The sequence below is a fragment of the Amycolatopsis sp. NBC_01488 genome, assembly GCF_036227105.1.
Classification (GTDB): domain Bacteria; phylum Actinomycetota; class Actinomycetes; order Mycobacteriales; family Pseudonocardiaceae; genus Amycolatopsis.
Window position 1 is genome coordinate 8,532,901 of the sequence record NZ_CP109434.1, and the last position, 21,239, is coordinate 8,554,139.

General features: G+C 73.4%; 21 protein-coding genes. 15 read left to right on the forward strand and 6 right to left on the reverse strand.

Features of this window, described 5'->3' with window-relative positions; translation table 11 throughout:
- Positions 1-7: 7 nt before the first annotated feature.
- From OG738_RS40080 to OG738_RS40100, 5 genes are all read left to right on the forward strand, one after another.
- A complete protein-coding gene (locus OG738_RS40080; RefSeq protein WP_329048923.1) occupies positions 8-3,079 on the forward strand; it encodes an FAD-binding and (Fe-S)-binding domain-containing protein in 3,072 nt (1,023 codons plus the stop codon).
- A gap of 109 nt (positions 3,080-3,188) precedes the next feature.
- Positions 3,189-3,527, forward strand: coding sequence for a hypothetical protein (locus OG738_RS40085; protein ID WP_329048925.1), 339 nt, complete (start codon positions 3,189-3,191; stop codon positions 3,525-3,527).
- Between the two features lie 2 nt (positions 3,528-3,529).
- Complete coding sequence (locus tag OG738_RS40090; RefSeq protein ID WP_329048927.1) at positions 3,530-4,531, forward strand: SDR family oxidoreductase; 1,002 nt, start codon at positions 3,530-3,532, stop codon at positions 4,529-4,531.
- Complete coding sequence (locus OG738_RS40095) at positions 4,528-6,249, forward strand: glycoside hydrolase family 15 protein (RefSeq protein ID WP_329048929.1); 1,722 nt, start codon at positions 4,528-4,530, stop codon at positions 6,247-6,249. The genes OG738_RS40090 and OG738_RS40095 overlap by 4 nt, the downstream gene beginning before the upstream one ends.
- Positions 6,250-6,297: 48 nt before the next feature.
- A complete protein-coding gene (locus OG738_RS40100) occupies positions 6,298-7,215 on the forward strand; it encodes a sensor histidine kinase (protein WP_329048931.1) in 918 nt (305 codons plus the stop codon).
- Positions 7,216-7,221: 6 nt separating this feature from the next.
- Here the strand turns inward: OG738_RS40100 and OG738_RS40105 are convergent, their stop codons facing one another.
- Positions 7,222-7,896, reverse strand: a complete 675-nt coding sequence (locus OG738_RS40105; RefSeq protein ID WP_329048933.1) for a TetR/AcrR family transcriptional regulator — start codon at positions 7,894-7,896, stop codon at positions 7,222-7,224.
- Between the two features lie 123 nt (positions 7,897-8,019).
- Here OG738_RS40105 and OG738_RS40110 point away from each other — a divergent pair, with 123 nt between their 5' ends.
- Complete coding sequence (locus tag OG738_RS40110) at positions 8,020-8,946, forward strand: NAD-dependent epimerase/dehydratase family protein (RefSeq protein ID WP_329048935.1); 927 nt, start codon at positions 8,020-8,022, stop codon at positions 8,944-8,946.
- A gap of 13 nt (positions 8,947-8,959) precedes the next feature.
- On the opposite strand, the gene OG738_RS40115 is transcribed toward OG738_RS40110, so the two are convergent.
- Positions 8,960-9,325: an STAS domain-containing protein gene (locus OG738_RS40115; RefSeq protein ID WP_329048937.1), complete on the reverse strand. Its 366-nt coding sequence runs from the start codon at positions 9,323-9,325 to the stop codon at positions 8,960-8,962.
- Between the two features lie 343 nt (positions 9,326-9,668).
- Here OG738_RS40115 and OG738_RS40120 point away from each other — a divergent pair, with 343 nt between their 5' ends.
- The 6 genes from OG738_RS40120 to OG738_RS40145 all read left to right on the forward strand — a co-directional run bounded on the left by OG738_RS40120 (position 9,669) and on the right by OG738_RS40145 (position 15,979).
- The gene (locus OG738_RS40120) at positions 9,669-11,234 is read left to right on the forward strand and encodes an acyl-CoA synthetase (protein WP_329048939.1); all 1,566 of its coding nucleotides are present in this window, start codon (positions 9,669-9,671) and stop codon (positions 11,232-11,234) included.
- Positions 11,231-12,007 carry a crotonase/enoyl-CoA hydratase family protein gene (locus tag OG738_RS40125; RefSeq protein ID WP_329048940.1) on the forward strand — a complete coding sequence of 259 codons (777 nt, stop codon included), beginning with the start codon at positions 11,231-11,233 and terminating at the stop codon, positions 12,005-12,007. Before OG738_RS40120 ends, OG738_RS40125 begins: the two co-directional genes overlap by 4 nt.
- Positions 12,004-13,923: an acetoacetate--CoA ligase gene (locus OG738_RS40130; RefSeq protein ID WP_329048941.1), complete on the forward strand. Its 1,920-nt coding sequence runs from the start codon at positions 12,004-12,006 to the stop codon at positions 13,921-13,923. Before OG738_RS40125 ends, OG738_RS40130 begins: the two co-directional genes overlap by 4 nt.
- Positions 13,920-14,813, forward strand: coding sequence for a 3-hydroxyacyl-CoA dehydrogenase NAD-binding domain-containing protein (locus OG738_RS40135; protein ID WP_329048943.1), 894 nt, complete (start codon positions 13,920-13,922; stop codon positions 14,811-14,813). The genes OG738_RS40130 and OG738_RS40135 overlap by 4 nt, the downstream gene beginning before the upstream one ends.
- Positions 14,814-14,824: 11 nt before the next feature.
- Entirely contained in the window at positions 14,825-15,691 is an 867-nt protein-coding gene (gene couO / locus OG738_RS40140) for a 4-hydroxyphenyl-beta-ketoacyl-CoA hydrolase (protein ID WP_329048945.1), read from the forward strand.
- A 66-nt stretch (positions 15,692-15,757) separates the two neighbouring features.
- A complete protein-coding gene (locus OG738_RS40145; RefSeq protein WP_086680578.1) occupies positions 15,758-15,979 on the forward strand; it encodes a DUF2188 domain-containing protein in 222 nt (73 codons plus the stop codon).
- A gap of 115 nt (positions 15,980-16,094) precedes the next feature.
- Here OG738_RS40145 and OG738_RS40150 read toward each other — a convergent pair whose 3' ends face one another.
- Positions 16,095-16,817 carry an ATP-binding protein gene (locus tag OG738_RS40150; protein WP_329048948.1) on the reverse strand — a complete coding sequence of 241 codons (723 nt, stop codon included), beginning with the start codon at positions 16,815-16,817 and terminating at the stop codon, positions 16,095-16,097.
- A gap of 104 nt (positions 16,818-16,921) precedes the next feature.
- On the opposite strand from OG738_RS40150, the gene OG738_RS40155 reads away from it, so the two are divergent.
- Positions 16,922-17,617, forward strand: a complete 696-nt coding sequence (locus OG738_RS40155; RefSeq protein ID WP_329048949.1) for an HAD family hydrolase — start codon at positions 16,922-16,924, stop codon at positions 17,615-17,617.
- Here OG738_RS40155 and OG738_RS40160 read toward each other — a convergent pair.
- Positions 17,610-18,227, reverse strand: a complete 618-nt coding sequence (locus tag OG738_RS40160) for a class I SAM-dependent methyltransferase (RefSeq protein ID WP_329048950.1) — start codon at positions 18,225-18,227, stop codon at positions 17,610-17,612. The genes OG738_RS40155 and OG738_RS40160 overlap by 8 nt on opposite strands.
- A gap of 57 nt (positions 18,228-18,284) precedes the next feature.
- A complete protein-coding gene (locus OG738_RS40165) occupies positions 18,285-18,758 on the reverse strand; it encodes a carboxymuconolactone decarboxylase family protein (RefSeq protein ID WP_329048951.1) in 474 nt (157 codons plus the stop codon).
- A 142-nt stretch (positions 18,759-18,900) separates the two neighbouring features.
- Here OG738_RS40165 and OG738_RS40170 point away from each other — a divergent pair, with 142 nt between their 5' ends.
- Positions 18,901-19,779: an RNA polymerase sigma-70 factor gene (locus OG738_RS40170; RefSeq protein WP_329048952.1), complete on the forward strand. Its 879-nt coding sequence runs from the start codon at positions 18,901-18,903 to the stop codon at positions 19,777-19,779.
- A 16-nt stretch (positions 19,780-19,795) separates the two neighbouring features.
- Here OG738_RS40170 and OG738_RS40175 read toward each other — a convergent pair whose 3' ends face one another.
- Positions 19,796-20,500, reverse strand: a complete 705-nt coding sequence (locus tag OG738_RS40175; RefSeq protein WP_329048953.1) for an alpha/beta fold hydrolase — start codon at positions 20,498-20,500, stop codon at positions 19,796-19,798.
- Positions 20,501-20,622: 122 nt separating this feature from the next.
- On the opposite strand from OG738_RS40175, the gene OG738_RS40180 reads away from it, so the two are divergent.
- Positions 20,623-21,180: a TetR/AcrR family transcriptional regulator gene (locus OG738_RS40180; RefSeq protein WP_329048955.1), complete on the forward strand. Its 558-nt coding sequence runs from the start codon at positions 20,623-20,625 to the stop codon at positions 21,178-21,180.
- Positions 21,181-21,239: the final 59 nt, after the last annotated feature.

Below are 21,239 nucleotides of genomic sequence, written 5' to 3' on the forward strand. Positions count from 1 at the left end.
ATCCGCGATGGGACCCGTCCAGCTCCCCGACCCCGTGGTGCGCCACGCGGACCACGAAGACCTCGACGCCGGCGCGCTCGCCGCGGCACTCCGTCGGCAAGTGCAGGGCGAAGTCCGCTTCGACGACGGCACGCGGGCGGCGTATTCGACCGACGCGTCCAACTTCCGCCAGGTCCCGATCGGTGTCGTCGTGCCGCGCACCCCGGACGACGCCGTCGCGGCGATCGCGGTGGCGCGGGAGTTCGGCGCCCCGGTCCTGTCCCGCGGCGGCGGCACCAGCCTCGCCGGCCAGTGCACCAACACGGCCGTCGTGCTCGACTTCTCCAAGTACTGCACCGAACTCGAGTCCGTCGACGCCGACGCGCGCACCTGCGTCGTGCAGCCCGGCATCGTGCTCGACGTCCTGAACCGGCAGCTGGCCGACACCGGCCTGCGGTTCGGGCCGGAACCGGCGACGCACATGAACTGCACGCTCGGCGGCATGATCGGCAACAACTCCTGCGGCGCCACGGCCCAGCGGACCGGCAAGGTCGTCGACAACATCCGGCGGCTCGAAGTGCTCACCTACGACGGCACGCGCTTCTGGTGCGGCGAGACGTCCGACGAGGAGTACGCCGGTATCGAACGCCACGGCGACCCGCGGGCGGCCATCTACCGGCAGCTGCGGCGGCTGCGCGACGAGTACGCCGACGAGATCCGCCGCCGGTACCCGGACATCCCGCGCCGCGTGTCGGGCTACAACCTCGATTCCCTGCTGCCCGAGCACCACTTCGACGTCGCCGGGCTGCTCGTCGGCAGTGAGTCCACTTTGGTCACCGTGCTGCGGGCCGAGCTGGAGCTCGTCCCGGTGCTGCCCGAGCGGACGCTCGTCGTCCTCGGCTACCCCGGCATCGCGAAGGCCGCCGACGCCGTGCCCGCGATCCTCCCGCACGAGCCGGTCGCCCTCGAAGGCATCGACCACAAGCTGATCCGCGACCAGCAGATCAAGCACCTGAACCCCCAGGCCCTCCAGGAGATGCCCGAAGGCCGCGCGTTCCTCATGGTGCAGTTCGCCGCCGGAACGCACGAAGAGGCGGAGCAGCAGGCGCACAAGATGCTCGACGCGCTCCACGACACCGAGCACGAAGCCGACGTCGCGTTCCTCGACGATCCGGCCCGCGAGGACGAGCTGTGGCAGGTCCGCGAGGCCGGGCTCGGCGCCACCGCGCACGTCCCGGGCAAGGCCGACACGTTCGAGGGCTGGGAGGACTCCGCGGTCGCGCCCGAGCGGCTCGGCGAGTACCTGCGGAAGCTGACCGCGCTGTACGAGGAGTTCGGCTACGCCAGCGACACCGGGCCGAGCCTGTACGGCCACTTCGGCCAGGGCTGCGTGCACACGCGGATCCCGTTCGACCTCTACTCCGCCGACGGCGTCGCGACCTACCGGCGGTTCATGGAGCGCGCCGCCGACCTCGTCGCCTCCCTGGGCGGGTCGTTCTCCGGCGAGCACGGCGACGGGCAGTCGCGCGGCGAGCTGCTGCCGAAGATGTTCGGCACGGACATCGTGACCGCGTTCGGCAGGCTCAAGGCCGTCTTCGACCCCGGGAACCGGATGAACCCCGGCAAGGTCGTCGCGCCCGCGCGGCTCGACGAGCACCTGCGCCTCGGCGGCGACTGGGCACCCGCGGACCCGCAGGACCTGCACTTCCGGTTCCCGCACGACGGCGGTTCGTTCGCCCAGGCCGCCAACCGCTGCGTCGGCGTCGGGCGCTGCCGGCAGCACACGACCAGCGGCGGCCAGGTGATGTGCCCGTCGTACCAGGTGACCGGCGAGGAGGAGCACTCGACGCGCGGCCGGGCGCGGCTGCTGTTCGAGATGCTCGACGGGCACGGCGACAGCCCCGTCTCCGACGGCTGGCGCTCGGACGCCGTGCGCGAAGCCCTCGACCTTTGCCTGGCGTGCAAGGGCTGCAAGACCGACTGTCCGGCCAATGTGGACATGGCGACGTACAAGGCGGAGTTCCTTTCCCACCACTACGAGGGCCGCCCGTGGCGGCGGCCGCGCTCGGACTTCACGATGGGCTGGCTGCCGGCGTTCGCCCAGGTGGTGGGCCGCCTGCGGGCCGGCCGGGTGGTGAACGCGCTGACCCACGCGCCGGGGCTGTCCCGGCTGGCGACGCTGGCGGCGGGCGTCGAGGACCGCGAAGTCCCGTTGTTCGCCGGGGAAACGCTGCAGCAGTGGTTCGCGCGGCGCGGGCCGTCCGGCACCGGCGCCCGCGGGACGGTGCTGCTGTGGCCGGACACGTTCACCAATTCCTTCCACCCGCACGTCGGGCGGGCCGCGGTCCGGGTGCTGGAGGACGCGGGGTGGCGGGTGACCATGCCGTCTTCGGCCCTGTGCTGCGGGCTCACCTGGATCTCGACCGGACAGCTGGGCGCCGCCAAGAACATCCTAGCGCGCACGGTCCGGGAGCTGGCCCCGCACCTGCATTCCGGCGGCCTGGTGGTGGGGCTGGAGCCCAGCTGCACGGCGGTGTTCCGGTCCGACGCGCCCGAGCTGTTCCCGGGCGACCAGGACGTCCGGCGGCTGCGCGCGCAGACGGTCACCCTCGCCGAGCTGCTCACCGAGCACTCCCCCGGCTACCGGCCCCCGCGGCTGGACGCGAAGGCGATCGCCCAGGTGCACTGCCACCAGCACGCGGTGCTGGGCTGGGACGCCGACGCAAGCCTGCTGAAGGCGGCCGGCGTCGACGCGGAGCACCTCGACTCCGGCTGCTGCGGCCTGGCCGGCAACTTCGGCTTCGAGAAGGGCCACCTCGAGGTGTCCGAGGCCTGCGCGGAGCGCGTCCTGCTGCCCCGGGTGCGATCGGCACCCGAGGACACGGCGGTACTGGCCGACGGCTTCAGCTGCCGGACGCAGCTGCACCAGCTGAACAGCGGCGGGCGGGAAGGGGTGCATCTGGCGGAGTTGCTGGCGAGTGGGCTCGACGGTGCGGAAGAGTCACCGCGGAGGAAGCGCACGGCGTCGGTCGCGGCCGCGGCGCTCGCGGTGAGCGCGGCGGCGGGCCTCGCCGTCGCGCGACGGCGAGGTGCGCGATGAGCCGGCGGGCCGCCGGGATCGGACTCTGCCTGGCTCAGTCGCCCGCCCAGGCCGTCAGCCGCCGGACCGCCGCCACCGGACGCGGCCCAGTCCGCCGGAGGGCCGCCCGGTGACCCGCCGCGTCGATGCGGCTCGCCCGGCGAAACGGATCGCGCGAGCCCGGCTCGTCTGGGCCGGCGGCGTACTCCTCGGCTCGCGAGTCCTGCCCGTCCCGCGGAAAGTGGCTCTCGTCCTCGCCGCGCGTCACCTCGTGCAGGGCGCCGCCGCCCTGCGGCGGCCGGACGGGGTGGTCGCCCGGTGGGGCTGGACCGCCGATGTCGCGCACAGCCTCAGCATGGTCGGCCTGGCCGCGCTGTCCCGGCGATGGCGCGCGGCCGCGCTGGCGAACGCCGTCGTCGCGGCCGGCTGGGCCCGTGCGGCCCGAATCCGCACCGGAGAACGGAGGTAACCATGTCCGACCACACGCAAGTCGTCGTCGTGACCGGGGCGAGTGGCGGAATCGGCCGGGCCGTCGCGCGGGCCTTCGGCGCTCGGCACGCCCGCGTCGCCCTGCTCGCCCGCGGCGAAAAAGGCCTGCGAGAAGCCGCCGAGGACGTCACCCGCGGTGGCGGGACCGCTCTCGAAATCCCCACCGACGTCGCCGACTTCGACCAGGTCGAGGCCGCCGCCGAGCGGGCCGAACAGGAGCTGGGCCCGATCGACGTCTGGGTCAACGTCGCCTTCACCTCGGTGTTCGCGCCCTTCAGCGAGATCGAGCCCGACGAGTTCCGGCGCGTCACCGAGGTCAGCTACCTGGGCTACGTCCACGGGACCATGGCCGCCCTGCGCCGCATGAAGGCCCGCGACCGCGGCACGATCGTGCAGGTCGGCTCGGCACTCGCCTACCGCGGGATCCCCTTGCAGAGCGCGTATTGCGGCGCGAAGCACGCCATCCAGGGCTTCAACGAGGCGCTGCGTTGCGAGCTGCTGCACGAGGGCAGCCACGTCCGGACGACCATGGTGCAGATGCCGGCCGTCAACACGCCGCAGTTCTCGTGGGTGCTCTCGAAGCTGCCGGACCACGCGCAGCCGGTGCCGCCGATCTACCAGCCGGAGGTCGCCGCCCGCGCCGTCCTGCACGCCGCCGACCACCCGCGCCGGCGCGAGTACTGGGTGGGCGGCAGCACCGTCGGCACGCTGATCGCGAACGCCGTCGCGCCCGGCGTCCTCGACCGCTACCTCGCGAAGACCGGGTTCAAATCCCAGCAGACCGGCGAAGCGAAACCCGCCGACCAGCCCGCCAACCTGTGGGCCCCGGCCGACAAGACCCGCGACTACGGCGCGCACGGCGAGTTCGACGCCAAGTCCACTCCGCGCAGCTTCCAGCTGTGGGCGAGCCGGCACCACGGCCTGCTGGCCGGGAGCGCGCTCGCCGCGACGGCGCTGGCGGTGTGGCGCCGAGCCCGGTCATGACCGGCTTGGCGCCGCATGTCCTGCGGGACTACGCGCTGCTCGCCGACGGCGAACGCGGCGCGCTGTGCGGCCCGCGCGGCGACATCGCCTGGCTCTGCGCGCCCGGGTGGTCCGACAGCGCGGTGCTGTCGGCGCTGATCGGCGGGACCGGGAGCTACACCGTCACCCCGGCCGGGCCGTACGTCTGGGGCGGGTTCTACGAGCCCGGCACCCTGATCTGGCGCAACCGCTGGATGACGACGTCGACCGCCGTCGAATGCCGCGACGCACTGGCCTACCCCGGCGATCCGCACCGGGTCGTGCTGCTGCGCCGCCTCGAGGCGGTCGAGCGGGACGTCCGGGCGGACGTCCGGCTCGACCTGGCCGACGGCTTCGGGCGCCGGTCGCTGCGCGAGCTTCGGCGCGACGGCGACGGCACCTGGACCGGCCGCACCGGCGCCCTGCGGGTGCGGTGGACCGGCGCCGGCGACGCGGTGGCCGGCGAGGACGGGCTGGGCTTCGAGGTGTCCCTGCCGGCCGGCGGGCGGCACGACCTCGTCCTCGAGATCAGCGACCGTCCGCTGCCCGACCCCGTCGACGCGGGGCGGCTCTGGCAGGCGACCGAACACGCTTGGGGCACCTCGGTTCCCGAGCTGGCGGACACCGTCGCGCCCCGCGACGCCCGCCAGGCGTACGCGATCCTGCGCGGCCTGACGACCACCGGGGGCGGCATGGTCGCCGCGGCCACGCTGGGCCTGCCGGAACGCTCGGAGGCCGGCCGCAACTACGACTACCGGTACGTGTGGCTGCGCGACCAGTGCTACGCCGGGCTCGCGGCGTCGGTCGACGAGCCGCACCCGCTGCTGGACGACGCCCTCCGGTTCAGCACCGCCCGCGTCCTCGACCACGGCGACCGGATCCTGCCCGCCTACCGCCCCGACGGCACGCCGCCGCCCGACGAAACGACGTTGAAGCTGCCCGGCTACCCCGGCGGCTCCGACGTCGTCGGCAACCACGTCGCCCACCAGTTCCAATTGGACGCGCTGGGCGAGCTGCTGCAGCTCCACGCGGCCGCGGCCCGCCACGGCCGGCTGGACGGCGACGTCGAGCGTGCCTCCGACGTCGTCGTCCGGCTGATCACCGAGCGCTGGGACCGGCCGGAAGCCGGTGTCTGGGAGCTGGACGACGAGTGGTGGACGCACTCGCGCCTCGCCTGCGTCGCCGGCCTGCACGCGCTGGCGCGTGAGGTGCCCGCGCACCGCGGGGCCGAGCTGTCCGGGCTCGCCGACAAGCTGCTCGCGGAGACGACGTCCCGGTGCCTCGACGCGCGGGGCTACTGGAAGCGCAGCCCCGCCCACTCCGGAACCGACTCGGCGCTGCTGCTGCCGCCGGTGCGCGGCGGCCTGCCCGCCGACGACCCGCGCACCCGCGCCACGCTCGCGGCGGTCCGCGAGAACCTCACCGAGGACGGCTACGTCTACCGGTTCGCCCCGGACGAACGTCCGCTCGGCGAGGCCGAAGGCGCGTTCCTGCTGTGCGGGTTCACGATGGCGCTGGCGTGCGGCCACCAGGGCGACCGGACCGAGGCGTTCCGCTGGTTCGAACGCAACCGGGCCGCGTGCGGGCCGCCGGGACTGCTCGCCGAGGAGTACGACGTGCGGCAGCGGCAGCTGCGCGGGAACCTCCCCCAGGCGTTCGTGCACGCCATGCTGCTCGAGGCGGCCCAGCGGCTCACCTGAAGACCGCTCACGCATACTGGAGGCGTCCCCACGGCCCAGGGAGGCGATGTGAGCGCGGCCCCTTTCGCGCACCCGGCGTTGTTCTACCGGGACGACGCCGAGTACCTGGCCGGGATCGTGCCGTTCGTGTGGGGCGGGCTCGCCGCGGGCGAGCCGGTGGCCGTCGCCGTGCCGGGGCGGAACCTCGAGCTGCTGCGGCGTGAACTGGGCACGGACGCGGAGAAGGTCCGCCTGCTCGACATGACCGACGCCGGGCGCAACCCCGGCCGGATCATCCCCCGGGTGCTGCGGGCCTTCGCCGACGCCCGGCCGGACCACCCGGTGCGGATCGTCGGCGAGCCGATCTGGGCGGAGCGCTCGGCCGTCGAGTACCCGGCGTGCGTGCAGCACGAAGCGCTCATCAACCACGCCTTCGCCGGCCGGGACGTGACGATCCTCTGCCCGTACGACGTCGCACGCCTCGGCGCGGCCGCGCTCGCCGACGCCGAAGCCACGCACCCGGTGCTGATCGACAGCACCGGCCACCGCCCCAGCCCCGCGTACGCGCCCGACGACGTCCTCGCGCGGTACAACAGTCCGCTTCCCCCGGCGCCCGACCGCGTGGCCGAGCTGGCGGGCACGACGAACCTCGCGGCGGCGCGGGCCCTGGCCCACGCGCAGGCGGCGAGCGGCGGCCTGAGCGCCGACCAGATCGCCGACGTCGAGGTGGTCGTCACGGAGCTGCTGTCCAACTGCGTCGAACACGGCGGCGGGACGGGCACGGTCCGGCTCTGGTGCGCGGACGGCGAGTTCGTCTGCGAGGTCCACGACGACGGTGTCCTGGCCGACCCGCTGGCCGGCCGGCACCCGGCGACGCCGGAGCAGCCGCGGGGACGCGGGCTGCTGCTGGTCAACTACCTGGCCGACCTGGTCCGCCTGCACACCGGCGGCGAGGGGACGACGTTCCGGGCGTACTTCCGCGCCTGAGCGGGCTCAGGGCAAGCCGGCGAGATCCGCCAGCAGGGCCAGGTGGTGCCCGAAGTACTCGGTGCGGGCCTGGACCATGTCGTCGAGGCGGTGGAAGACCTCGAAGCCGACCTGGCCGAACAGGTGCGTCCACGCGAACAGCACCCGGTCCAGCCGTTCTTCCGCCAGCTCGCCGGGCTGCTCCTCGATCAGGCGGCGCAGGTCGGCGCGGACGGGCGCGGGCAGCGGTGGCCCGGCCGGGACGTCCGGGGCCTCCGCGACGATCGCCGCGAGCAGGAGGATCACCTTCGACGCCGGGGCCACCGTTTCCGGCGGCGCGGCGTACCCCGGCACGGGGTTGCCGTAGAGCAGGCCGTACTCGGCCGGGTGCGCCAGCGCCCAGGACCGCACCGCGTGGCACGCCGCGAGCCACCGGCCGCGCAGCTCCTCGCGCGGGATCGCCGCTTCCGCGTCGACCGCCGCGTCGCCCAGGCCGTCGTACGCGTCGATGATCAACGCGGTCAGCAGCGCGTCTCGGCTCGGGAAGTACCGGTACAGCGCCGAAGCGACGATGCCCATGTCCCGCGCGACGGCGCGCAGCGACAGGTTCGCGCCCTCCACGGCGAGGCGGCGGCGAGCGGCTTCCTTGATCTCCTGGTGCATCTCCGAGCGGACCCGGGCACGCAGCGACGAGGCGGACACGGCCCCAGTGTCGCACACGCCGAGAACACCCGAACTCGACGAGAACACCGTTCTTGACGCCAGGACCGCAGCCGCCGTACGGTGTTCTTGTCCGAGAACAGTGTTCTCTCCCTGGGGGTTTCCATGGCTCTGCACGTCATCGTCGGCGCCGGTCCGGTCGGCACGGCCACCGCTCGCCTGCTCGCCGCCCGCGGCGAAGAAGTCCGCCTGCTCAGCCGCCGGGGCGGCGGCCCGGACGGCGTCCAGCTCGTCGCCGCGGACGCTTCCGACGCCGCCACGCTCGCGCGGCACACGTCCGGCGCGACCGCGCTCTACAGCTGCGCCGGACCCGCGTACCACCGCTGGCCCACGGACTGGCCGCCACTCGGCGCGGCGCTCCTGCACGCGGCCGAGAGCAGCGGCGCGGTGCTCGTCACGACCGGCAACCTGTACGCGTACGGCGCCGTCGACGGCCCGATGACCGAGCAGCTGCCGGCGCGCCCGAACTCCGTGAAGGGCGAAGTGCGCGCGAAGCTCTGGGCCGACGCGCTGGCGGCACACGAAGCGGGCCGCATCCGCACGGCCGAGGTCCGCGGGTCGGACTACCTCGGTGCGGGTGCACTGTCGGCGTTCACGGCCTTGGTGCTGCCGAAGATCCTCGCGGGCAAGCGCGCGGCGGCTCCGGCCGACCTCGACGCCCCGCACAGCTGGACCCACGTCGGCGACGTCGCCCGCACGCTGGTCGCGGTGGCGGCCGACGAGCGGGCGTGGGGCCGTGCGTGGCACGCGCCGACGGCACCCGCGATGTCGGTGCGTCGGCTCGCGACGCGCGCGGCGGAGCTGGCGGGGGCGCCGGCGGCCCGCGTGACGACGATGCCGGCCGTCGCCCTGCGCCTGGCCGGCCTCGTCAACCCGCTGGCGCGGGAGATGGTCGAGGTCCAGTACCAGCTGCGGGCGCCGTTCGTCCTGGACTCCTCGGCGGCGACGGCGGCGTTCGGCATCGAGCCGACGCCGACCGACGACGCGCTGCGGGAGACGATCGGCGGCCTGCGCGAACCGGCCCGGTCCTGACGAGGGAGCGGGCTCAGTTCGGGATCTCGGTCGCCCGCTCCCAGCCCGACGGCAGCCGGCACACGTTCAGCGCGTGGTCGAGGCCGCTGCCGGCCAGCGCCCGGCGCACCACGCGGTTGTCGCCGGTGACGATCCGGAGGGTGGTGCTCTCGCGGACCGTCCGCGCGTGGATGTCCGCGAGCACCGAAAGCCCGGCGGAGTCCAGGAAGTCGACCTCGGAGAGGTCGAGCACCAGGACCGGGAACCGCCGGTGCGCCCAGGTGCCGAGGACCGAGCCGAGTTCGGCGGCGCTGTCCTCGTCGAGCGCGCCGCTGATCCGGACCATCACCGCGCCGAAGTACGGCCGGATGACCTTGATGGCGGAGGAACTTCGTTCCACCCGGGGGGACGGCACGGGGATCGCCGTCGCGGGGTGCTGCACGACCAACATCTCTGTACGCCTTCAGTCGCGGATGGCGTGCCGAGCGGTGTCCACTGCCCGCTCGAACGCCGGCAAGTCGGGGGAGGGCGGCTGTTCCTGAACCGCACCCTCGCAGCGTAGTCCTTGATCCAAACGGCGCAACCCCGCCATTGGCCGAAATGCACCCCGCCGAAAGCGCGTCTTTCCGGCGTAGGCACCGAAAACCGGCCGCCGGACGGTCCGCCCTTGACAGCCCGCGCGGGTGACCGTCATGCTCGGTAGAGTCTCAGGGTTCCTGATATAGAACACGGAGGTGCCCGGCGTGCCCCGATCGCCGCACGGCCCGGCCGATTTCGGCCTCGGCAGCTGGCCCGCGCGCCGGGCCCGGATCTCCCCCGGGCGCACCGCGCTCGTCCAGCCCGGCCGCACCCGGACCTACGCCGGGCTGGCCGAGCGCGTCGAACGGCTGGCCGGCGCGCTCGCCCGGCTCGGCGTCCGGCCGGGCGAGCGCGTCGCGTACCTCGGCGTCAACGACGTCACCGTCTTCGAGACGCTCTTCGCCACCGCCCGCCTGGGCGCGCTCTTCGTGCCGCTCAACTACCGGCTCTCCCCCGCCGAGATCCGCTACATGCTCGACGACAGCGGGGCTTCGGTGCTCGTGCACAGCCCGGACACCGACGACCTGCTGTCCGGGCCGCTGCCGGAGACGCTCCGGCACGTCGTCGCGACGGACCCCGCGTCGTGCCCGGCCGGCGGGCTGGACTACGAGGCCGCTCTCGCCGCCGCCGGGGACCCGCCGGCTGCCGAAGTGCGGCTGGACGACCCGTGCCTGCTGCTCTACACCTCCGGCACCACCGGCCGGCCGAAGGCGGCGGTGCTCACCCACGGGAACCTCACCTGGAACACCGTCAACCAGCTCGCCCACCTCGACGTCCTGGGCACCGACAAGGCGCTGTGCATCGCGCCGCTGTTCCACTGCGTCGGGCTGGGCCAGATCACGTTGCCGACGCTGCTCAAGGGCGGCAGCGTGGAACCGGTGGCAAAGGTCGACCCCGGCGTGATCCTCGGCCGGATCGGCGACGCCGGGATCACGAGCTTCTCCGCGGTCCCCACGATGCTGGAAATGCTGTGCCGCCACGAGGACTGGAACCGCACGGACCTGAGTTCGCTGACGTGCGTGGTCTACGGCGGCTCGCCGGTCGCCGAGCGCGTCGCCCGCGCGTGGCTCGACCGCGGTGTGCAGCTCCTGCAGGGCTACGGCATGACCGAAGCCTCGCCGGGCGTCTCGATGGCCACCCCCGAAGGCACGCCGGCGCACCCCGTCGCCGCGGGCGTGCCGCACTTCTTCACCGACGTGGCCGGCCTCGGCCCCGACCTGGTTCCCGAGCCGCTCGGCGCGACGCCCGCGGAGCTGCTGGTGCGCGGCCCGCACGTGTTCGGTGGCTACTGGGACCGGCCCGAAGAATCGAAGGCGAGCTTCGTCGACGGCGACTGGTTCCGCACCGGCGACGTGGTCCGCGTCGACGACGACGGCTGGGCTCACGTCGTCGACCGAGTCAAGGACTTGATCATCTCCGGCGGCGAGAACGTCTACCCCGCCGAGATCGAGGCGGTCGCGGTCCGGCTCGACGCGGTCGACGCCTGCGCCGTCGTGGGCGTGGCCGACGAGCGCTGGGGCGAGGTCGGCGCCGCGTTCGTCGTGCGCCGGGCCGGCGCGCAGCTGGACGAAGCCGCCTTCCGCGCCCACCTCGAACGGCACCTCGCCCGCTACAAGGTGCCGAAGTACGTGCAGTTCACCGAAGCCCTGCCGGTCAACGCCACCGGCAAGATCCGCCGCGTCGAACTGCGCGCGCGAGCCGCCGAAGCCTTCCCGAACGGACCCGCATGACGATCCCGCTGCTGCCCCCGTCGCTGCGCCTGGAGCTGCTCGGCGACATCGCCGTGCTGCGCCTCGCGCGCCCCGAGAAGCGCAACGCCCTCGACGACGCCACCGTGCTCGGCCTCGAAACGTTCTTCGGCGCCCCGCCGCGCGGGATCAGGGCCGTCGTGCTCGACGCCGTGGGCGAGCACTTCTCCGCCGGGCTCGACCTTTCCGAGCTGACCGAGCGCGACGCGTTCGAAGGCCTGGAGCACTCGATGATGTGGCACCGCGCCTTCGAGCGGCTCGAACGCGGGCGCGTCCCGGTCGTCGCCGTGCTCAAGGGCGCGGTCGTCGGTGGCGGCCTGGAACTCGCGGCGGCCGCGCACATCCGCGTCGCCGAGCCGTCGGCGTTCTACGCGCTGCCGGAGGGCCAGCGCGGCCTGTTCGTCGGCGGCGGCGGGTCGGTGCGGGTGCCGAGGCTGATCGGCGCGCACCGGATGGCCGACCTGATGCTCACCGGCCGGGTCCTCGACGCCGACGAAGGGCACGCCCTCGGTCTGTCGCACTACCGCGCCGAAGACGGCTTCGCGCACGCGCTCGGCCTGGCCCGCAAGATCGCCGCGAACTCCCCGATCACGAACTTCGCCGTCCTGCAGGCACTTCCCCGCATCGCCCAGGCCAACCCGGCCGAGGGCTACCTGATGGAGGCGCTGATGGCCGCCGTCGCGAGCGGCAGCGCCGAGGCCAAGGAGCGCATGCAGGCGTTCCTGGACAAGCGCGCGGGGAAGGTCGGCCGATGATCCTGCGCCCGGTCGCGCCCGACGTCCGCGAAACCACCGAGATCGGCCGGTACCTGGCCTGGCTGGCCGACCGCGGTCACGCCTTCGACGACTACGCCGCGCTGCACCGCTGGTCGGTGACCGACCTCGACGGCTTCTGGTCGTCGATCAAGGACTTCTTCGGCGTCCGCTTCCACGCCCCCACTTCGAGCGTCGTGCCGGACCGGCGGATGCCGGGCACCGAGTGGTTCCCCGGGGCGACCCTCAACTACGCCGAGCACGCCCTCGGCGGCCCGCCGGACGACGTCGCCGTCATCGCGTACTCCCAGACGCGGGACCGCACCGAGCTGACGTGGGGCGAGCTGCGCGACCAGGTCGCGCGGGCGCGCGCGGGCCTGGCCCGGCTCGGCGTCGGACGCGGCGACCGCGTGGTCGCCTACCTGCCGAACATCCCCGAGACCGTGGTGGCCTACCTGGCGGCCGCGAGCCTGGGCGCGGTCTGGGCGTCCTGCGCGCCCGAGTTCGGCGTCCGCTCGGTGGTCGACCGGTTCGGCCAGATCGAGCCGCGGGTGCTGCTGACCGTGGCCGGCTACCGCTACGGCGCCAAGGACGTCGACCGCCGCGCCGAAGTCGCCGAGATCCGCGCGGGCCTGCCGACCGTCGAGCACGTCGTCCACGTCCCGTACGGCGAGCACGACCTCCCGGACACGCTCTCCTGGCACGACCTGCTCACCGAGAGCGCGCCCGGGTTCGAGCCGGTCGGCTTCGCGCACCCGCTGTGCGTCCTGTTCTCCTCCGGCACCACCGGCAAGCCGAAGGCGATCGTGCACGGCCACGGCGGAATCCTGCTGGAACACCTGAAGAACCACGGCCTCAGCTGGGATCTGCGCCCCGGCGACCGGATGCTGTGGTTCTCCACGACCGCGTGGATGATGTGGAACGCGCTGGTCTCGGGGCTGCTCACCGGCGCGTCGATCGTGCTGGTCGACGGCAACCCGCTGTACCCGGACCTCGCGTGGCAGTGGCGGCTGGCCGCCGAGACCCGCGCGACGCTGATGGGTGCGAGCCCGGGTTTCCTGATGGCGTGCCGGAAGGCGGGCCTCGACGCCGAGCTGTCGCGGTTCGACCTGTCGGCGCTGCGGCAGATCGGCGCGGCGGGCAGCCCGCTGCCGGCCGAGGGCTACCACTGGGTGCGGGACGTCTTCGGCCCCGGCGTCCTGCTCAACGTCGGCAGCGGCGGCACCGACGTGTGCAGCGGGATCGTCCAGGGCGGCCCGCTGCAGCCGGTAGTCGCCGGCGAGATCTCGGGCCCCTGCCTCGGGGTCGACGCGCAGGCGTTCGACGAGCACGGTGTTCCGGTGGTCGGCGAGCTGGGTGAGCTGGTGATCACCGCGCCGATGCCGTCCATGCCGGTCGGGTTCTGGGGCGACGACACGGGTTCGCGTTACCGCGAGACCTACTTCTCGACCTACCCCGGGGTCTGGCGGCACGGCGACTGGATCCGGTTCACGCCCGAGGGCAGCTGCGTGATCGCCGGGCGCTCGGACGCCACCCTCAACCGCGGCGGCGTCCGGCTGGGCACCGCCGAGTTCTACGCGGTCGTCGAGGAGCTGCCCGAGATCGACGACTCGCTCGTCGTGCACCTCGAAGACCCGGCGGGCGGCAACGGCGACCTCCGCCTCTACGTCGTTCTCCGAGACGGCACCTTGGACGCCCCGTTGCGCGAGAAGATCGCGACGGCGCTGAAGAACGCGCTCTCGCCGCGGCACGTGCCGGACACGATCACCGCCGTCCCGGTGATCCCCCGCAACCGCACCGGGAAGAAACTGGAGCTGCCCGTGAAGAAACTCCTGCTCGGCGCCCGGGCCGACGACGTCGTCGGCCGGGACGTGCTGGCCGATCCCACCGCGCTGGACCACTTCGAGGCACCCGCATGAGCACCGTCGCGATCGTCGGCACCGGCGTGATCGGCGCGAGCTGGGCGAGGCTCTTCCTCGCCCACGGCCTCGACGTCGTCGCCACCGATCCGGCACCCGGCGCCGAGGAGCGGTTGCGCAGTGCTCTCGAAGGCACTCCGACGGATCGGCTGCGGTTCGTCGCCGACGCAGGCGTTGCGGCCGCCGCCGCGGACTTCGTCCAGGAGAACGGACCTGAGCGCGAAGACGTCAAGCACGCGCTGTTCGCCGTCCTCGACGAGGCCGCGCGGCCGGACGTGATCCTGGCGAGCAGCTCGTCCGGGTTGCTGCCCAGCGTCATCGCCCGCGGCTGCCCGCGCCATCCCGAGCGGGTCGTCGTCGGGCACCCGTTCAACCCGCCGCACCTGATCCCGCTCGTCGAGGTCGTGCCCGGGCGCGAGACCGCGCCCGAGGTCGTCGACCGGGCGGTGGCGTTCTACACCTCGGTGGGGAAACGGCCGATCCGGCTGACGCGCGAGCTGCCCGGCCACGTCGCGAACCGGCTGCAGGCCGCGCTGTGGCAGGAGGCGTACTCGCTCGTGGAACGCGGCATCGCGACGGTCGCCGACATCGACGCGGCGATCGCCTACGGCCCCGGCCTGCGCTGGGCCGTGCTCGGCCCGTTCCTCAACCAGCACCTCTCCGGTGGCGCGGGCGGGCTCGCACACGTCCTCGAGCACCTCGGCCCGCCGACCGAGCAGTGGTGGCGCGACCTCGGCCGCGTCCACCTGACCCCGGACCTGGCCGAAACGCTGGTGGCCGGGGTCGACGCCGAACTCGCCGGCACGTCCCCCGAGCGTCTGGTCGCCGCGCGCGACGCCGTCCTCGACCGGCTGCTCGCCGCCAAGGCCGCGCAGCCCGACCTGCCCTGACTGGAGTTTCCGTGGACCTTTCCGCACTGACCGCCATCGACGTCCACACCCACGTCGAGCAGGACGGGCACGGCTGCTTCGCCCTCGACCAGGAACTGCTGGACGCGTCGGAGAAGTACTTCCACGCCGGTCAGGACCGCACGCCGACGGTGGCCGCCATCGCCGAGCACTACCGGGCGCGGACCATGGCCGCCGTCGTCTTCACGGTCGAAGCGCCGGCCGCCACCGGGCACCCCGCGCTCTCGAGCGAGGAAATCGCGGACGCGGCCGCCGAGCACGCGGACGTGCTCATCCCGTTCGGCTCGGTCGACCCGCACGCCGGCAAGGCCGCCGTGCGCCGCGCGCGGCGGCTGGTCGCCGAGCACGGCGTCCGCGGCTTCAAGTTCCACCCCAGCCTGCAGGCGTTCGAGCCGAACGACGTCCGGCACTACCCGCTCTACGACGCGATCCAGGAGCTGGGCGTCCCGGCGCTGTTCCACACCGGGCAGACCGGGATCGGCGCCGGGCTGCCGGGCGGGCACGGCATCAAGCTGCGCTACTCGAACCCGATGCTGCTCGACGACGTCGCCGCCGACTTCCCGGACCTGACGATCATCCTGGCGCACCCGTCGGTGCCGTGGCAGGACGAAGCGATCTCGGTCGCGACGCACAAGGCGAACGTGTACATCGACCTGTCCGGCTGGTCGCCGAAGTACTTTCCGCCGCAGCTGGTCCGCGCGGCGAACTCGCTGCTCAAGCGCAAGGTGCTGTTCGGCTCGGACTTCCCGGTGATCACCCCGGACCGCTGGCTCGCCGACTTCGCCGCGCTCGACCTCAAGGACGAAGTGCGGCCGCTGATCCTCAAGGACAACGCCGTCCGGGTACTCGGCCTGGCCTGAACGTTTGCCCGGTCCATCCCCGGGCACCCGCCGGGCTTGGCGCTGGTGCGGACGGAGGCGGACGTCGTGGCCGAGGGAGATGTGCACACCTACTTCGAGGACGGGCTCTGGAAGAACCGCGTCGAGGGCGGGAGCCGGGCGTCGAACACGTCGCCGCGCCGGACGGACGCGGTGCTGGCGGGCCGGCTGATCGCGAAGAAGCGGCGGGTCGGGCACGTCGTCCACACGCCCGAGGGCGACGTCGAAACCGAACGCGACTTCCGACCGCGGGTCAAGCGTCCACAGTAGACGAAGACCCGCCCCCGCTCGGCGAAGGCTGGGGGTAAACCTGCGAGCGGAGGCGGGAGCCTGTATCCCTTACAACGCAGGGGAAACGCGGGTGTTCCCGGACGTGACGCGGACCTCAGCCGCGGCGCAGCACGGCCCACACGGTCTTGCCGCCGGACCGGCACCGGCTGCTCCCCCACGTCTTCGCGACCTTGGCGACCAGCCGCAGCCCGAGCCCGGTCTCGGTCAGGTCCAGCCCTTCGCGGACGACGGCGGGGTGCGAGCTCTCGTCGGCCACCTCGACGGCCAGCCGTCGGCGGCGCAGCTCCAGCCGCAGCCGGGGCACGGAATCCGTGTGCCGCAGGGCGTTTTCGACGAGCTCGGTGGCGACCAGCTGGGCGTCCTCGGCCAGCTCGGGCACCCGCCACTCGGCGCAGGTCCCCCGGACGAACTCGCGGGCGCACGCCGAGGTGCGCGGCGACCGGACCAGCACCCGCCGCGCCCGCTTCCGGGCCGGGCGCTCCCACGCGGCTTCGGCCGCGGCGGCGTCGGCGTACACCGGCGCGCGCTGGCCGGCCAGCACCGCCCGCTGCTCGGGCCGCCCGGTCACCAGCGCGAAGGGCACGGCCGGCCAGTCGCCCACCCGGAGCGCGACCAGCGAGAACACCTTGACCAGCTCGCGGTCGTGGAGGGCGAGGCGTTCGACGTCGAGGAGCACGCCGTTCTCGGACTCGGCGGCGAGTTCGAGCAGGCTGTCACGCAATCGCCCGTAGGTCGTCCAATCGAGGACGCCGACGACGGAAACCGCCGTCGAGCCGTGCCGGGGAACCAGCCAGACGGAATTGTGCCGCGCGAGCACCGGGACCACCTCCTGCTGAGGGTCTCCGGATCGGGTGTCCGATCTCGGAGCGCTCAAACGGCCGTCGGCCCGATGCGTACTTCCGCCCGCCGCGGGTACCCGGCGTGGACCTGCCACCCGAGGAGAGCGCCATCGCCACCGCAGTCCTGTTCGACGTCGACGGCACGCTCGTCGACTCCAACTACCTCCACGTCCACGCCTGGCGACGGGCGTTCCACGAGCTGGAGCGCCCGGTCGACTCCTGGCGCGTGCACCGCGCCATCGGCAAGGGGTCCGGCAAGCTGCTGAAGACCCTGCTCGGTGACGACGACGCCGAGCGCGTCGGCGACCAGGCGAAGGAGCTGCACAGCCGCTACTACCTGGAGACGGCCGAGCTGCTGCGGCCGTTCGCCCAGGCCCCGGAGCTGATCCGGGCGCTGGCCGCGAAGGGCGTGCGCGTGGTCCTGGCGACGTCGGCGGCCCCGGACGAGCTGGACGCGCTGCGCCGCGTGCTCGGGGTGGACGACGTGGTGCAGGACATCGTCGCCGGCCACGACGTCGAAGCGACGAAGCCGGACCCGGAACCGGTCCAGGTGGCCCTGGAGAAGGCCGGCACAGCGCCGGAGGACACGATCTTCGTCGGCGACGCGGTCTGGGACGTCCGAGCCGCCACGAAGGCGGGCGTGCGCACGATCGGCGTCCTGTCCGGCGGCGTCAGCGCGGCGGAGCTGACGGAAGCGGGAGCGGTCGCGACCTACGACGACGTCGCGGCGCTGCTCGCCGACCTCGAAAAGAGCCCGCTGGCGAAGCTCTTCAGCTGACCTTGCGCGCCACCAGCCGTTCGACGAGCCCCAGCTTGAAGCGCTCCCGCCGCTCGACCGGCAACCCGAGCGCCTCCACCAGCCTCAGCGGCCGGCGCCGGAAGTGCTCGCCCGCCAGGGGAACGCTCGCCAGCTCGACCAGCCACTGCATGCCCCGCACCACCCACGACGACGACGCCACGTGGTCGACCAGGATCAGCCGGCCGCCCGGGCGGAGCACCCGCTTCATCTCGCCGACCGCCGCCGCGGGGTCCGGGATCGCGCACAGGCCGAACGTGCACACCACCGTGTCGAACGACGCCTCGGCGAACGGCAGCTCGTGCGCGCTGCCCTGCCGAAAAGTCACCACCCGGCCGAGGTCCCGGGCTCGCGTGCGGGCGAGGTCGAGCATCGCGGAACTGAGGTCGAGCGCGGTGAGCGTCACGCCGTCGGGGTAGCAGGCCAGGTTGAGCCCGGTCCCGGCGGCGACCTCCAGCACGTCGCCGGACGCCTGCCCGCACGCCCACGCCCGCGAGTCGCCGAAGAGGCGGCGGTCCCAGACGCCCATTTCCGCGTCGTAGCTCGCCGACTTGCGGTCCCAATACCGGTTCCACCGCTCCGCCTTGGTCATGCCCCTCAGGGAAGCACGAACCGGCCCGGGAGCGGGTGATCCCGGGCCGGAGCGCCGTCAGCCGACCATGCCGGGCTCGTACGAGCCGCCCTTCTGGTGCAGGATCACCGCGAGCCGGTTGGCCGAGTTCATCTGTGCCACGAGCGCGACCAGCGCGGCGGTCCGGTCGTCGTCGAAGTGCTTGCGCACCGCCGCCCAGGTGTCGTCGGAGACGCCGGGACTCGCGTCGGCGATCCGGGTGCCTTCCTCGGCCAGCGCCAGCGCCGCCTGCTCGGCCTCGCTGAACACCGTGGCCTCGCGCCAGGCGGCGACGAGGTCGATCCGCACCGCCGACTCCCCGGCCGCGGCCAGTTCCTTCGTGTGGATGTCGACGCACCAGCCGCAGCCGTTGATCTGGCTGACGCGCAGCGACACCAGCTCCTGCGTGACCTTCGGCAGCGGCGACTGGACGATCGCCTGGCTCGCGGTGCCGAACCGCTTGGCGAACTTGGCGCCGATTTCGTTGTCGGTCAGGGCGAAACGGGGTTCCATGGTTCCTCACTCGGGGTCGTGAACCGGACGACCACGAGATGCCGCGTCCCCGAGGCCCGTGACAGTGACGACGCTCACGGTCACACGGCGGCCGCGGCCGGCATCTGGTGGGAAACTCCGCGAGACCGAAAGAGGGGCCACCATGGCCGATCCCGCGACCGACGCGTTCCTCGCCCACCGGAACCTGCTGTTCACCGTCGCCTACCAGTTGCTCGGCTCGGCCGCCGACGCCGAGGACGTCCTGCAGGAGACCTGGCTGCGCTGGGCGGGCGTGGATCTGGCCGCCGTGCGCGACGAGCGCGCGTACCTGGTCCGGATCACCACGCGCCTGGCCCTGATGCGGCTGCGGACGCTCGGCAGGCGCCGGGAGTCCTACGTCGGCCCGTGGCTGCCCGAGCCGCTGCTGACCGCGCCCGACGTCGCCGAGGACGTCGAGCTGGCCGGCAGCGTCTCGCTGGCGATGCTGCTGGTGCTGGAGACGCTGACCCCGGCCGAGCGCGCGGTGTTCGTGCTGCGCGAGGTGTTCGACCTTGGCTACGACGAGATCGCCGAGGCGGTGGCCAAGACCCCGGCCGCGGTCCGCCAGATCGCCCACCGCGCCCGCTCCCACGTCGCCGCGCGCCGGCCACGCGGCGAGGTCTCCCCGGCCACCTCCCGCGACGCGCTTTCGGCGTTCCAGCACGCCGTCGAAACGGGCGATCTGCGGCGCCTGCTGGACATCCTCGCCCCGGACGTGGTCTTCCTGGGCGACGGCGGCGGTGTCGTGCAGGCGGTCCTGCGGCCGGTGGTCGGCGCGGCCGACGTGGCCGGCCTGCTGGCCGCGGGCCTCGGCAGCTTCGCGACCGGATCCCTGGTCCCGGCCCAGGTCAACGGCTACCCCGCGTTGCTGTTTCGCCGTGACGGCGCAGTCGACACCGTGCTGGCGGTCCGGATCGACGACGGGCTCGTCACCGGGTTGTACGCGGTGCGCAACCCGGAGAAGCTGTCCCGCCTGGAAGAGGAGACGACGCTGCGGCGTTGAGCCGCAGCGCGTCCGGTCACTCCGTGGCGTCGGCCGCCGCCACGATCACCTCGGCGACCGTCGCCGGCTGGGACACCGCCACCGCATGGGAGGCGTCGATCCGGCGGACCGTCGACGACGCGCGCTCGGCCATGAACGCCTGGGCCGCCGCCGGGATCGCGTTGTCCTGGTTGGCGATCAGCGTCCACGACGGGCGCTTCGTCCACGCCGGCGTCCCCTCGAACGGCGCCGCCAGCGCCTGCTGCGCCACCGGCCGCTGGGTGACCGCCAGGATCGCGGCCGTCTCGGCCGGGACGTCGGCCGCGAAGACCTCGGCGAAGTCCGCGGGCTTGATCGACAGCTCGGGCGCGCCGGCGTGGACCAGGACGTTCGTGGTCTCCGGGCCGAGCTTCGCGCCCGGGTAGCGCCCGGACAGCTCGAACACGCTCTCGCCGGCGTCGGGCTGGAACGCGGCGATGTAGACCAGCGCGCGGACGTTCGGCGTCTCGGTGGCCGCGCGGGTGATCAGCGCGCCGCCGTAGGAGTGGCCGGCGAGCACGACGGGGCCGTCGACGCCCTTGACCACGTCCGCGACGTAGGCCGCGTCGGACTCGACGCCGCGCAGCGGGTTCGCCACCGCGACGACCGGGAAGCCCTGCTCGTGCAGCTTCGCGACGACGCCGGTCCAGCTCGACGAGTCGGCGAAAGCGCCGTGGACCAGGACGATGGTGGGCTTGCTCATGACTGGCTCCTTAGAGAGAACGATCGGTCTTTCTGCCTGCTTACTCTGACGTCTCGAGGACGCCGTGGCAATGTGACGAAGCCGATCTGGCAGAACGATCGTTCTTTCTCTATGCTGGCCTGATGACGACTGCCGACGCGCACCCGAAGGACCGGCTGCTGGCGACCGCGTCGCGGCTCTTCTACGCCGAGGGCATCCACGCGGTCGGGGTGGAACGCCTGGTCTCCGAGGCGGCGGTGACCCGGGCGACGTTCTACCGGCACTACCCCACGAAGGACGACCTGGTGGCGGCGTACCTCGCGGAGACGAGCCGCCAGATCCGCGCGGCGGTCGACGCGGCCCGCGCGGGCAAGCCGCCCCGCGAGGCGCTGGCCGCGGCACTGGCGGTGGTGGGCGACGCAACGTGCGGCGAGGATTTCCGCGGCTGCCAGTTCCTCAACGCGGCCGCCGAATACCCCGACCCCGCCCACCAGGTCCGCCAGGTCATCGACGACCACCGCAGGTGGTTCTTCGAGGTCCTCCGCACCGAGGCGGCGGCCCTGGGCCACCCGGAACCCAACCACGCCGCCCGGGTATTGGTTCTACTCCGCGACGGCGCCCTGCACGGCGGAGAACTCGACGACGCGGAGACGGTCCGGGCGACGCTCAGGCGGGCGGTCGAGGAGTTCTTCCCCGCCTGAGCGAGCCGGGGGGAACAGGCGTTCCGGGACCTTTCACCTGCGGAAACCGAGCAGAACTA

Excerpts from the sequence above, each read along its gene's own strand:
- OG738_RS40160 (WP_329048950.1), bottom strand. The coding sequence starts at position 18,227 with ATGACCAAGGCGGAGCGGTGGAACCGGTATTGGGACCGCAAGTCGGCG.
- OG738_RS40095 (WP_329048929.1), top strand. The coding sequence starts at position 4,528 with ATGACCGGCTTGGCGCCGCATGTCCTGCGGGACTACGCGCTGCTCGCC.
- OG738_RS40125 (WP_329048940.1), top strand. The coding sequence starts at position 11,231 with ATGACGATCCCGCTGCTGCCCCCGTCGCTGCGCCTGGAGCTGCTCGGC.
- OG738_RS40090 (WP_329048927.1), top strand. The coding sequence starts at position 3,530 with ATGTCCGACCACACGCAAGTCGTCGTCGTGACCGGGGCGAGTGGCGGA.
- OG738_RS40165 (WP_329048951.1), bottom strand. The coding sequence starts at position 18,758 with ATGGAACCCCGTTTCGCCCTGACCGACAACGAAATCGGCGCCAAGTTC.
- OG738_RS40080 (WP_329048923.1), top strand. The coding sequence starts at position 8 with ATGGGACCCGTCCAGCTCCCCGACCCCGTGGTGCGCCACGCGGACCAC.
- OG738_RS40130 (WP_329048941.1), top strand. The coding sequence starts at position 12,004 with ATGATCCTGCGCCCGGTCGCGCCCGACGTCCGCGAAACCACCGAGATC.
- OG738_RS40135 (WP_329048943.1), top strand. The coding sequence starts at position 13,920 with ATGAGCACCGTCGCGATCGTCGGCACCGGCGTGATCGGCGCGAGCTGG.
- OG738_RS40170 (WP_329048952.1), top strand. The coding sequence starts at position 18,901 with ATGGCCGATCCCGCGACCGACGCGTTCCTCGCCCACCGGAACCTGCTG.
- OG738_RS40110 (WP_329048935.1), top strand. The coding sequence starts at position 8,020 with ATGGCTCTGCACGTCATCGTCGGCGCCGGTCCGGTCGGCACGGCCACC.
- OG738_RS40175 (WP_329048953.1), bottom strand. The coding sequence starts at position 20,500 with ATGAGCAAGCCCACCATCGTCCTGGTCCACGGCGCTTTCGCCGACTCG.
- OG738_RS40180 (WP_329048955.1), top strand. The coding sequence starts at position 20,623 with ATGACGACTGCCGACGCGCACCCGAAGGACCGGCTGCTGGCGACCGCG.